Source organism: Bosea sp. 685 (assembly GCF_031884435.1).
In the GTDB taxonomy this organism is placed as follows: Bacteria; Pseudomonadota; Alphaproteobacteria; order Rhizobiales; family Beijerinckiaceae; genus Allobosea.
Genome location: NZ_CP134779.1, coordinates 5,479,156 through 5,491,607, shown reverse-complemented (window position 1 = coordinate 5,491,607; position 12,452 = coordinate 5,479,156). Strand labels below are relative to the sequence as shown.

Genomic DNA, 12,452 nt, shown 5'->3' with positions numbered 1-12,452 from the left:
TACCGGGGCGCTGCGGCCTAGATGCCGACCGCCGTCGCCTAGCCACCCCTTCGCGATTTTCCTCTCTTCATGAGCTCCGCCATGCGTATGACCATCAAGACCAAACTTGCCGGCGCCTTCGGCGTCGTGATCGCCCTCTCGATGGCGGCCGGCGGACTATCATATCAAAAGCTGTCCGAGATGACCGAGACGCAGAGCACGCTCGTCACCTGGACGAAGCGGATCGAGGCGATCGGCACTATCTCGGATGCCTTCAACGTCTCGATCAGATCCGAAAAGAATGCGGTTCTCGCTGCGACCGACAAGGACACCGAGAGCGCCGCCGCGAGAGCGGTGGAGCGCCGCAACGCAGCCATGACGCAGAAGGACGAGCTCTTCCGTGTCGCGAGCGAGGAGGGCCGGAAATACGTCGCGCAGATCACGGACAAGGCCAATCGTTTCGCGGCTGTGCAGGATGAGACGCTCGGGAATGCCAAGCTGAATTCCAGCAACCGCGCCACTGAAGCCTGGCAGACCGAGACGATGCCGTTGATTCAGGCGATCAACACGACCTCTGGCCAGGCGATTGCGGAAGCGACGAAGCCGGATGCGTCGCCGGAGTTGCTGCGCGCGGCCCTGGCTTTCCAGGACGTGCGCCTCGAATGGCTGCGCCTGACGCGTTCGGCCGCTCTCGCGTTCAATTTGCCGACGGTCGCCGAGGTCGAAAAGCAGCAGAAGACGGTTGAGGAGCAGGCGCGGACCATACGTGCGGGCCTTGCCAAGACGGGCGAGGATCTGGCTCGGTTTGGCGTGACGACGGGCCCCATGCTGGCGGCTTACGATAAGGGCATCACGTCGGCATTACGTACGGTCGCGATCGCTGCCGAGGCCGGCACCATCAAGGCCACCAATTCGACGATCACGGTCGGCGCCGTCACAGCGGCCGAACTCACCGCGGCGCTGGACAGCTACGGCTCGTTCGTCTCCAAATCGGCGGATTCGGCTGCCGCCACGGCTGCGGAAGCTGCCGCCTTCGCCAAAACCCTGCTGATCTCGATCGTGCTTGCTTCGCTTCTCGTCGCGGTCGCGGCCGCGAGCTGGATCGCGGTCAGCATCAGCCGCGGTCTGTCGAGCGCGGTTGGCCTGGCCAATGCCGTGGCGATCGGCGATCTCAGCCAGACCATCGCGGTCAAGAGCAAGGATGAGATCGGCGATCTCGTCACCTCGCTCAACAGCATGACCGCCAATCTCAACGCGACGGCCGCCGTCGCTGACTCGATCGCCAATGGCGATCTGACGGTCGAAGCCAAGCCGCTATCGGACAAGGACACGCTCGGCATCGCGCTCGAGAACATGGTGATCAAGCTGCGCGAGGTCGTCGGCCAGGTGACCGGAGCCGCCGAGAACATGTCGTCTGGTTCGCAGGAGCTGTCTGCGAGCGCGGAGCAATTGTCGCAAGGCTCGACGGAGCAGGCGTCCTCGACGGAGGAGGCATCGTCCTCGATGGAGGAGATGGCGGCGAATGTGAAGCAGAACGCCGAGAACGCCTCGACGACGGAGAAGATCGCGGCGCAGTCGGCCAAGGACGCCGAGGCGAGCGGCGTTGCGGTCGGCCGTGCGGTGGATGCGATGCAGACGATCGCGGCCAAGATCACGATCGTGCAGGAGATCGCGCGTCAGACCGATCTTCTGGCGCTGAACGCGGCGGTGGAGGCGGCGCGTGCCGGCGAGCATGGCAAGGGCTTCGCGGTGGTGGCCTCCGAGGTGCGCAAGCTGGCCGAGCGCAGCCAGGCGGCTGCCGCCGAGATCGGCACGCTCTCGGTCGATACGGTGAAGGTTGCGCAGGAGGCCGGCTCGATGCTGGCCAAGCTGGTGCCCGACATCAAGAGGACCGCCGAGCTGGTCGAGGAGATCACGGCCGCCTGCCGCGAGCAGGATGTCGGCTCGACCCAGATCAACCAGGCGATCCAGCAGCTCGACAAGGTCACGCAGCAGAATGCGGCGGCGTCCGAGCAGGTCTCCGCCACCTCCGAGGAGCTCGCAGCCCAGGCCGAGCAGCTCCAGACCACGATCGCCTTCTTCCGGCTGGCGGGCGTTGCGGCCAGCAAGCCGGTCGTCATCGACAAGGCGGTCAAGCAACTGCGCGGCAAGGCCTCGACCATGGCGGCGGCGCTTCAGCCCAAGAAGGCTGCGGCTGTGGCCGCGTCCGTATCCGCCCGCCCATCCAGGAAGATCGCCAATGGCGGCTTCGCCTTCGAGATGGATGGCGGCGAGGACCAGCACGACGCCGCCTTTCACCGCACCTGATCGAAGCGCCCGGCTCCGCTCTCCGGCGGAGCCGGGTCACCTGGTCAGGCCGTCCTGCCTGCTGCCTTCCCCTGCATCATCGCGAGGCCATCATGGCTGACACCGCCCAATATCTGACGCTCGGCATCGATCAGGAGCTGTTCGGCATCGACATTCGCAATGTTCGGGAAATCCTTGACATGCGCCCGGTCTCGAAGCTGCCGCATGCGCCGAGCTTCCTGCTCGGCATGATCGACGTCCGCGGCACCGGCTATCCGATCGTCGATCTGCGCACGAAGCTCGGTTTGCCTCGCATGGAGCCGACAGACGCCACCCGGATCATCATCCTCGACGTGCCGGTCAAGGGCCGCACGCTGGGCGTCGGCTTCGTCGCCGACCGCGTCTTCGAGGTTACAGGGCTCGACGACGACCATACCGAGGCGGCTCCCGATGTCGGCGGCCGCTGGCAGTCAAACTACATCGCCGGCATCGGCCGCAAGGGCGAGGCCTTCATCGTCGTGTTCGACCTCGAGCGCTTGATGGAAACGGACGACCTGCCGGCCTTCGCCGGCCTGGCCACCGAGAGCGCGGCCTGACACGATGAAGCCCACCACGCCGGAAACCTATGATCATCTGACCGACAGGCATTTCGCGGCGATCGTAGCGGTCATCGAGACGCGCGTCGGCATCAAGCTGCCCCAGACTAAGCGCACCATGGTGGAGGGACGGCTGCGCAAGCGCGTGCGGGCGTTGGGGCTCTCGGGCCTGGCGGCCTATGGCGCGCATCTGTTCGAGCATGGCGGCCTCGATGGCGAGCTGGTCCAGCTGATCGATTGCGTCACCACCAACAAGACCGACTTCTTTCGCGAGCCGACACATTTCGAGTTTCTGCGCGATGTCGCCGTGCCTCAGCTCGCGCAGCGCCAGGGACCCGGTCCATTGAACCTCAAGCTCTGGAGCGCCGCTTGCTCGTCCGGGGCCGAGGCCTATACCGCCGCCATGGTGCTGCAGGACCTCGCCAATGCCGACCGGGCAAAGGCCGGCAAGGAGTTGCGCTTCTCGATCCTGGGAACCGACATCTCGACTGAGGTGCTGCGCGAGGCCCGTGCCGCGATCTATCCACGCGCCTTCGTCGCGCCGGTGCCAGCGCCCATGCAGCAGCGCTATCTGATGCGCTCGAAGGATTCGCGCCTGGATCTGGTCAGGGTTGCGCCGGAACTGCGCCGGCGGGTCCGCTTCGAGCACCTGAACCTGATGGACGACAGCTACCCGTTCGACCGCGACGTCGATGTGATCCTTTGCCGCAATGTGCTGATCTATTTCGACAAGCCGACGCAAGCCGCCGTGCTGGCGCGCCTCGTCTCGCATCTGCGGCCGGGCGGCTATCTGATGCTGGGCCATTCGGAATCGATGGCTGGCAGCGGCATCGCCGGATTGAAATCGGTCGTGCCAACCGTCTATCAGGCCTTCCCGGCAGCGCTCGCGAGGTCGGCGGCATGAACCGCAAACCCATCCGCGTCCTCATCGTCGACGATTCCGCCTCCGTGCGCCAGGTCCTCAGTACGATCCTGAGCGAGGACCCCGGTATCGAGGTGATGGGGACGGCAGCCGACGCCTTCGCCGCCGCACGCCGCCTGCAGACCGAGCTGCCCGACGTCATGATCCTCGATATCGAGATGCCGGGCATGGACGGGCTCACCTTCCTGCGCAAGATCATGGCGCAGCGGCCGATCCCCGTGATCATCTGCTCCACTTTGACCGAGGCCGGATCCAAGGCGCTGTTCGATGCGCTTGAGGCCGGCGCGGTCGATGTCCTGCCCAAGCCGCGCATCGACACGCGCAACGCATTGATGGAGACCGCCGACCGGTTGCGCCATGCCGTTCGGGCGGCGGCGCAGGCTCGTGTGCGGCTGCGCGAGGCGCGCGTTCCCGTCGAAAAGAAGCTGACCGCGGACGTCATCATGCCGCCGCCGGTGCCGGGCCGTGTCCGGCACACAACGGACCGCATCGTCTGCATCGGCATCTCGACCGGGGGCACCGAGACCTTGCGCGAGGTGCTGCAGGCGCTGCCCGCCCTCTGCCCCGGCATCGCCATCGTCCAGCACATGCCGGAGAAGTTCACGGCCGCCTTCGCCAAGCGCCTGAACGGCATCTGCGCGATGGAGATCAAGGAAGCCGAGGATGGCGACGAGGTCTCCACCGGCCGTGTCCTGATCGCGCCGGGCAACCACCACATGCTGCTGCAGCGCTCTGGCACGCAATATCGCATCGCCATCAAGGACGGCCCGCATGTCTCGCGCCACCGTCCCTCCGTCGACGTGCTGTTCCGCTCGGCGGCGCAATATGCCGGCGCCAACGCGCTCGGCCTGATCATGACCGGCATGGGTGATGACGGCGCTCGCGGCCTGCTCGAGATGCGCAAGGCCGGCGCCAGGACCTTGGCGCAGGATGAGGAGAGCTGCGTCGTCTTCGGCATGCCCAAGGAAGCGATCGAGCTCGGCGCGGCGGAGCGCATCGTCAAGCTTGCGCGCGTGCCGCAGGAGATCATGGCTTGGCCACATGCGACTTTGGCGGGAGCGGGCGAGAATGCGCGAAATGCTTGAGGTCGGCATCGGGATGCCAGGTGTCGGGATGCTTGGGGGTGTGATGCATAAGGGGGATGCGGTGCTGCCGATGCTGATCCATTCGCTGGAAGGGAGCGCGCGCGAGATCGATCTCACCTTCGCCACAGCTGGCCGGCAACTTGGCGAGGGCCTCAGCCTGTTCGAGACCTTGAAGGAACGACTGTCGACCCTGTCGAGCGAATTGGCCGGCAGCGAGATCGCCCAAGCTGGTGCGGCCCTGGCCGGGCTCGCTGGCGAGTTGCGAGCGATCAATGATGGCCTCCAAGGCGAGACGGCGACGCTGCGGGAGCTGGCGAAACATGGCAACGCGGCCTCCCAGGCGCTGGATCGCCTGCTCGACCATATGCGTTTGATCACCATCCTCGCCCGCAGCGCCCGGATCGAGGCCGTTTCGATTCAGGCCGCGGGGCGCGATTTCGGTGACTTCACCAGCGAGATCATGACCTTGACGACGCAGGCGCAGCGCACCATCCAGGCTTGTGCCCGCGATTATGAGCGCCTGAGCGGCCTGCTCGGCTCGGCGCTTGCGGCGCAGCGCGATTTCGACGGACGCTACGGCCACGCTCTCTCGGACCTGGCGACCAATCTGGAGCAGACGCTTGCCGAAGTGACGCAGCGCCAGCAGCGCAGCGTCGCGCTGACGCATGATGCCGCGACCCATTCCGGCAGGATCGCGGCTGCGGCCGGTGGCGCGATCATCGCCTTGCAATCGGGCGACAGCATCAGGCAGCGGCTTGAGCATGTGCTTGCGGCGCTGCGGCTGGTCGGAACGCTCAGGGACGGGACAGGCGCCGGCGTCGGATTGAGCGAAGGCGAAAGACAGGCAGGCATTCTGGCGCTGCGCCGACTGCAATCGGCTCAGCTTCGGGAGAGCGCGGCCACGCTCGGCGGCGATGCCGAGGCGATCGAGGCGGCGCTGGCGCTGCTCGCCGGCGACACGGTCGGTCTGCTCGACCTCGTGCGCTCACTGTATCAGGGGGATGGTGCCAGCTCCGCCTCCTTCCTCACCGATCTCGAAGCCGATCTGGCGCAGGCCTCTGATCTGCTCGGCAAATGTGACCGGGCGCGGTCCGGGGTCGATCGTGTCACGGAGGTCCTCGCGACGGTTCTCGACACTTGCCAGCAGACTGTCGCCAATCTGGCCGACACCGTGACCAGCATCGTGCTCATCGGCATGAATGCGGGGCTGCGCGCGGCCCGTGTCGGCACCGGGGGGCGCAGCCTCGTCATCATCGCCCAGGAGCTGAAACTCGCCGCCGATCAGATCGCCGACGACGCCAATCGCCTGGCGCCGACCTTTGCGCAGATGCAGGCGGCCGCCGCCGGTCTCACATGCGATGGCAGGCTCGATGCCGCTCATTTCGCTGCGCTCGATCAGGCGATGCGCGGTTCGCTTTCCGCCATGCGCCAGACGGGCGATCGTCTTGGCGCGACGCTCGATCAGTTGACGCGAGAGGGCAGCGGCTTCTGTACCGTTCTTGCCGAGGCGAGGCTGTCCTTCTCCAATGCTGGCGCGATGAGTGACCTGATTGCCTCCGCGGCCGACGAACTCGCCCGTTCCACGCCGGGTGAGGAGCTCGATCAAGGGGCGGTGGCCTGCCTGCGCGATCTGTTCCAGCAGCATGTCTGGCCGAGCTACACCATGGCTGCCGAGCGCGCGATCCATAAGGCGGTGATGGCTGAGTGCGGCATTCCGGAGGAAGCGGGGACCTCCGTCGCGGCGGCGCCTGCGGATGCCCTGGACGAATTCATCTTCTGAGCGGAGATCCTCGCGGCCGCGGCGTTGTCATGTGACCTCCGGGGGCAGCAGGCGGCGTCGATGCGCCAGCATGAGCCTGCCGACGATCAGCTGGAGCAATTGAACGATCCAATTGGATCGGAGATTGCTACAGAGGGACGGATCAGCCCTTTAGATTGAACGTGTTGCTGCCAAATTCCATGTCGGGCGCAAGCCGCGACATGACCGTCCTCATTTCCTGCATGGTCGCTGTTCTGACGGCCAGAAGCTGCGCCAGCGGCGGCGCGATGTCGTCCTCGGCATCGATCGCTTGTTCGAGTTCGCGCGCTGTCGCCGACAGCTGCGCGAAGCCGAGCAGGCCGGCGGTCGAGACCATGACATGGGCATCGGCCCGCAACGCGTCGGAAGCGGCCGAGCGCAGGCGTCTCGGCAGGTCTTCGGCCAGGCGCGTCAGCAGCTCCAGGACCTTCTCGGTTCCGATCAGCCGCGCGAGCTCGTCCTGGCAATCCTGGTCGAGCATTGGCGCCGCAGCGGCTATCTCCATCCGGGATGCGCGTATCGGCGCGCCGTCGCCGGTCCAGCGATCGATCATGGCCAACAAGGTGGCGCGACGGAATGGCTTGCCGAGATGGTCGTTCATGCCGGCCCGGCGGTAGCTCGCGATCTGCTGCGAAAAGACGTTCGCGGTCAGCGCGATCACCGGTACGCTGCGGCCTTGCGCGTCCAGCTCGCGAATGTGGCGGGTGGTCTCGAGTCCGTCCATGTCCGGCATCTGGACATCCATCAGGATCATGTCGTGCCGCTGCTCGCGATAGGCCGAGATCGCATTCGGGCCGCTGCTGGCGAAGGAGACGTGATGGCCAGCCTTCGCCAACATCGCGCCGACAATCTCCAGATTGATGCTGAGGTCGTCGACCAGCAGGATCCGCCGCGGCGTCGCGGTGATCGCGGAAGGCGTCTCGATCGCCGCCGATGGCGGCGTCTCGATCCCTGCCTCGGTTATTGGCAGAGTAATCTGGAAGATGGAGCCCTGGCCGAAGACGCTGCTGGCGCCGATTTCGCCGCCCATCAGGACGGCCAGGCGTCGTGAGATCGAAAGCCCGAGCCCCGTGCCGCCGAACTGCCGGCTGATCGAGCCGTCGACCTGGACGAAATCCTGGAACAGATGTGGCAGGCGGTCCGCAGCGATGCCGATTCCGGTATCGCTCACCGCCAGCACCATGTGACCGGCTTGGGGTGCCGGGGTGACCGACAGGCTGACCGAGCCCGACGGCGTGAACTTCACCGCATTGTTCAAAAGATTGAGCAGGATCTGCCGCAGCCGGGCTTCATCGGCGATCACCCGCGCCGGGATCGCGGGATCGACGACGCAGTCCAGCGCCAGGCCCTTCAGCGTCGCCAAGCCGTGGGTCAGCGACAGGCAGTCGGAGACGAGGCCGCGCAGGTCGAGTGGCCGTTCCTCGAGTTCGACCTTGCCTGCTTCGATCTTGGAGAGGTCGAGCACGTCGTTGATGATCGTCAGCAGCGCTTCGCCGGCCTTCTGGATCAGTTCGATCTGCCGGCGCAGCTCCTGGTCATGGCCCTGGCGCTCGCGAGCCAGGGTGGCGAAGCCGAGGATGGCGTTGAGCGGCGTGCGGATCTCATGGCTCATCGAGGCGAGGAACTGGGTCTTGGCGAGGCTGGCGCGCTCGGCCGCTTCCTTGGCGCGGCTAAGCTCCTCGGCATGAGCCTGCTGCGCCGACATGTCGCGGGCAACCACGAAAAGCCGTTCGGGCCCGCGCCCGATCTCATGCACGGGCGTGATGATGAACTCCCACCATTTCACCACGCCGCCGAGCGTCGGGCACATCCGTGTAAAGCGGTCGGTCTGGCCATCGCGCACGCGCCGCAAGGCGAGCTCGATCCGGCTGCGATGCTCCTTGGCAAAGAAATCGGCGAAAGGCCGGCCGCGAATAGCCTCGAAATCCTGGATCTCGAAGAGCTCCTGGCCGAGATCGCTGATAAAGGTGACACGGCCGTCAAGGTCGAGCAGCTGGATGCAGTCGGGGCTTGAATTGATCAACGAGTTGGCGAAGGCCGTGCTGGCGTTCATATCGTCGATCGCCCTGCGGTGTTCGGTGATGTCGGTATAGGTCCTGACCGCGCCGCCATCGGGCAGCGGTGTGGTGCGGATTTCCAGCACCGTGCCGTTCGGCCGCGTACGCTCGTAGCAATGCGGCGTCTCCGACAGGATCTGCCGGATGATCTTGCCATGCAGATCGTTGGGGGTCTCGGCGAACTCCCCTCGTGCCACCTGGTAGGCGAAGACCTCTGTCGAATGGGGCCGGCGCGCCATCAGCTCTTCCGGCAGATCGAGGAGCTCGAGCGCGCGGCGGTTGTAGACCTTGGTGCGCTGGTTGGGGCCGACCATAAGCAGGCCCTGCTCCATATGCGCCAGGGTGACATCGAGGTAGCTGCTGGACTTGTCGCGCTCCTGCGCGACGCGGATCAGCAGCAGGCCGAGGCCGAGCAGCGCTACGGCGCACAGCCCCGACACCGTGAAATCGACAGATAGCTCCTGGCGCCATTTCGCCAGCACATCGGTGACCGAGCGCGACACTACGGCCACAAGCGGGGCGGCTTCGAGCCGGCGGAAGCTGATGATCCGCTCGACGCCGTCGATAGAGGAGTGCGCCTGGAAGGTTCCGCTGTTCCGGCTCGACAGATGGGTGCCGAAAAGGCTGCCGGACTGGATGTTCTGGCCCACGCGGCTCGGGTCGTAGGGATGGCGCACCAGCACGGAGCCATCACTGTGGAACAGGACCACCGTTCCGTTCGGTCCGGTGTCGAGCGAGGCGTAGAGTTCCTGAAGGTGATCGAGCGAAACGAGCGCCATGACGATATGGCCGCCGATGCCTTGGCGGGGCGGGATGGCGCTCCCGATCGGCAACAGCCAATGGCCGCTGGCGTCGTCGAAAACGGCGTCTCCGATCTGGACGCCGTCGCCCGTAAGGCGCGAGGCAGCTGTGGCGAAAGCCTTCAACGCGGCCTCGCTCGGGTCGCGTGAGCGTATGAATTGGTAGACCGATGTGCCGTTGCTGGTGTCGAAGACGCCGACCGCGCGCAGTTGCGGCAGATCGCGTGCCACGTCGGCGAGCCAGGCATCGAGCATATTGTGCCGGCTTCGATCGCCCGGAGCAGGGCCGAGCTGCTGGCCCGCCGTCTTCAGTACGATCCGGATCGGGTCGATCATCTGTGCCGCGTGCCGTTCGAGCACGGAGACCAGGGATTCGTTCGCCGTCACGGCGGTCTGGATGGCGCGCTGGCGGGATTGCCAGACCAGCCAGCCGGTGACGGAGAGCAGCAGCACGCTCGCGAGGATGACGCCGATGAGGATGGCAGGCACCAGGAGCTTTCTCCGGCCCCTCCTGGATTGCCCCATGGTCATCCGCGCTTTCCCTCGCGGAGCCCTTTGCCCGCACCACTCCCGAGTGCCGACGCAAGCACGTATATGGTTAACGAGACGTCAAGCAGCGGCCAGCCGCTGCGTCTCCAGCGTGGTGCGCAGGCGTTGCAGCGCGCCGTGGATCGCCACACCGCCCGTTGGCGCCGCGCAATGCGTCGCCAGCTCCGCGAGCCCCAGCACGGAGGCGCAGCCCGACAGCTCGACCAGTCGACTCGTCGCCTCGCTCGTGATCTCCGACCCGTCGGTCAACGCCTCGATCTGCGCCAAGAGCTGGCCCGTCAGGCGTTCTACGGTTTGGTCGCCGAGCGCCTGAGCCAGCGCATCGCGCACGCGGGTGTCGATCGCTGCGCTCGCGGGGCGCGTCGGTTCGGCCCGCTTCAGTCGGCAGGCCGCGACGGCATTGCCGAGCGCCTCCGGCGAGAACGGCTTGGCCAAGGTGAGTGCAACACCCCAGCTGCGCAGGCGGGCCTCCTCCTGCGTCGAGAACGCATTGGCCAGGACGAGCGCCGGCACATCGGCCTGCGAGGTCTGGAACTGGCGCACCGATTCCAGCGAGGCGAGCCGCGCCTCGACGCCGCTGGCGAGGTCGAAGATGACGAGGTCGTGCCGCGCATTGCGGCAAGCGAAGAGCGCCGCTTCGCTGTCGCCGACGCGGCAGACCCGGTGGCCTTTCTGCGTGAGCAGCAGGGTCAGCACCTGGCCGCTGGTCGCGCCGTCGTCGATCAGCAGCACATGAGCGGGCTCGCTGGCCTGGTTATTGTCCTGTTGCGCGGGCGCATTGGCCTCGTTTTCCAACGGAACGGTCAGCAGCACCTGCCCTCCATCCTGCGAGAGGGTTCCGCCCATCAGTTGGACGAGGCGTCCCAACATCGTCAGGCGCAGATTCCGCAACAGCGCGACGACGCCCTCGTTTTGCGCGGGCTCGCTTGTCCCGCTTTCATGGCTCAGCCGCAGCGTCAATGAACCCTGCTCGGCATCGAAGCCGAGGTGCAGCGCCAGCATGGCCGGCTCAGTGCCGGAGCAGGCATCGTCGAGCAGCGTCAGAACGGCCTGGCTCAGCCGGTGCACGTCGCCGCGCAGCAGGCGTGGCACGCTGTCGCTGATCCGGCATGACAGCCGCACGGCGCCAGGCGGCCGCGAATCGCGGATCATCGCCAGAGCGTTCTCGGCGAGTTCGGCGGGGTCGAAGATCGCGGCCTCGCGGGTCCGTGCCGCCGGCATGTTCAAGGCGTCGGCGATCGTGCCGGTGATCAGCAGGACGGAGTCCAGGGTGGCGAGCTGCCCCGGAAGGGTCTGCCCCGGATCGGACGCCTCCCGCGAACGCTGCTGCGCGGCAAGCTCGCCGCGCAGCGCGTCGAGCGGCGCACGGACGCCGCTGAGCAGCAATGTCCGCAGGATGGAGCCGGCGATGTCGGGGTGAGCCTTGCCGATGTCGCGGGACGCGGCGTGCTCGGGCTCGGCCTTCTTGGACTCGGCCTCCTCCATCACGATGTCGCTTGCCGCGATGTCGTCTGCAGCTGAATCGTCGGCAACCGCTGCAGCGACGGCGGCTGGTTCGACGCGTGCCGGCATCGTCTGGATTCGAGCGGCTGGTCCCGGCGCCACGCCGCCGAGCATGTTGGCGAGCGTTTTCCAGGAGGCGGGATCATCGACGCGGAACAGGCTGTCGCAGATATCAGCATGGTCCTGGCTCAGGCCGATGATCGGCCGTGGCTTAGCCCGGCCGAGCTTGGCGATGCGCAGCGCCTCGTTGATGCCGTGCCGCTCCAGCAGCACGACGCATTGCGCCTGTTCGGGTTCGACCAGCTCGAAGCAAAGCATCAGCGCGGATGATTGCTCGATCGTCGGTGCCGGGCTGGCGCAGGCCCGCGGCGGCATGCCGAGGCCGTGGCTGCGCCAGAGCGCCGCCGCCGCGCCGCGGGCGTCGCCGGGCTGGGCAGGCGTTTCGGCGGAGGAGGGCCTGCCGGCTGTGTCGCAGAGGCGCTCGATCGCTTCAAACAGCTCGGCTGGCTTGATCGGCTTGGGCAGGATGGCGCGGAAGACCGCGTCGGAGCCGCGCCGGGCTGCAAGCCCGTTGCGGTCGGCGGTCAGCCCGATCAGGACCGGACCCGTATCGCCGCTGGGATGCTGTTCGCGCAGCAGCCGGCCGAGCGCGTAGCCGTCCATCTCGGGCAGGTGGTAGTCGATCAGCGCGGCGTCGTAGTGGACCGCGCGGACCCGGTCGAGAGCTGCAAAACCATCGGTGGCGACATCGACGGCATAGCCTTGGCCGCGCAGCAGCGCGGTGATGATGTCCTGCGACAGCGGCTCATCTTCGATCAGCAGAATGCGGCGGGTCATGAGGGTACCTTCAAGGAGTGCGTGTGTCGTCGTCGGATCG

At 66.6% G+C, this 12,452-nt stretch carries 7 protein-coding genes; 5 read left to right on the top strand and 2 right to left on the bottom strand.

Annotated elements, in window-relative coordinates; translation table 11 throughout:
* Nucleotides 1-81: 81 nt before the first annotated feature.
* From RMR04_RS26895 to RMR04_RS26875, 5 genes are all read left to right on the top strand, one after another.
* Nucleotides 82-2,286, top strand: coding sequence for a HAMP domain-containing methyl-accepting chemotaxis protein (locus RMR04_RS26895; protein ID WP_311911591.1), 2,205 nt, complete (start codon nt 82-84; stop codon nt 2,284-2,286).
* 92 nt (nt 2,287-2,378) lie between these two features.
* Nucleotides 2,379-2,861, top strand: coding sequence for a chemotaxis protein CheW (locus RMR04_RS26890; protein WP_311911590.1), 483 nt, complete (start codon nt 2,379-2,381; stop codon nt 2,859-2,861).
* Between the two features lie 4 nt (nt 2,862-2,865).
* A complete protein-coding gene (locus RMR04_RS26885; protein ID WP_311911589.1) occupies nt 2,866-3,765 on the top strand; it encodes a CheR family methyltransferase in 900 nt (299 codons plus the stop codon).
* The gene (locus RMR04_RS26880; RefSeq protein WP_311911588.1) at nt 3,762-4,868 is read left to right on the top strand and encodes a protein-glutamate methylesterase/protein-glutamine glutaminase; all 1,107 of its coding nucleotides are present in this window, start codon (nt 3,762-3,764) and stop codon (nt 4,866-4,868) included. The genes RMR04_RS26885 and RMR04_RS26880 overlap by 4 nt, the downstream gene beginning before the upstream one ends.
* A complete protein-coding gene (locus RMR04_RS26875; protein ID WP_311911587.1) occupies nt 4,852-6,648 on the top strand; it encodes a hypothetical protein in 1,797 nt (598 codons plus the stop codon). The genes RMR04_RS26880 and RMR04_RS26875 overlap by 17 nt, the downstream gene beginning before the upstream one ends.
* A 142-nt stretch (nt 6,649-6,790) precedes the next feature.
* Here RMR04_RS26875 and RMR04_RS26870 read toward each other — a convergent pair whose 3' ends face one another.
* Nucleotides 6,791-10,012 carry a PAS-domain containing protein gene (locus RMR04_RS26870; protein ID WP_311911586.1) on the bottom strand — a complete coding sequence of 1,074 codons (3,222 nt, stop codon included), beginning with the start codon at nt 10,010-10,012 and terminating at the stop codon, nt 6,791-6,793.
* A 120-nt stretch (nt 10,013-10,132) separates the two neighbouring features.
* Complete coding sequence (locus tag RMR04_RS26865) at nt 10,133-12,412, bottom strand: response regulator (protein ID WP_311911585.1); 2,280 nt, start codon at nt 12,410-12,412, stop codon at nt 10,133-10,135.
* Nucleotides 12,413-12,452: the final 40 nt, after the last annotated feature.

Excerpts from the sequence above, each read along its gene's own strand:
- RMR04_RS26895 (WP_311911591.1), top strand. The coding sequence starts at position 82 with ATGCGTATGACCATCAAGACCAAACTTGCCGGCGCCTTCGGCGTCGTG.
- RMR04_RS26890 (WP_311911590.1), top strand. The coding sequence starts at position 2,379 with ATGGCTGACACCGCCCAATATCTGACGCTCGGCATCGATCAGGAGCTG.
- RMR04_RS26885 (WP_311911589.1), top strand. The coding sequence starts at position 2,866 with ATGAAGCCCACCACGCCGGAAACCTATGATCATCTGACCGACAGGCAT.
- RMR04_RS26880 (WP_311911588.1), top strand. The coding sequence starts at position 3,762 with ATGAACCGCAAACCCATCCGCGTCCTCATCGTCGACGATTCCGCCTCC.
- RMR04_RS26875 (WP_311911587.1), top strand. The coding sequence starts at position 4,852 with ATGCGCGAAATGCTTGAGGTCGGCATCGGGATGCCAGGTGTCGGGATG.
- RMR04_RS26865 (WP_311911585.1), bottom strand. The coding sequence starts at position 12,412 with ATGACCCGCCGCATTCTGCTGATCGAAGATGAGCCGCTGTCGCAGGAC.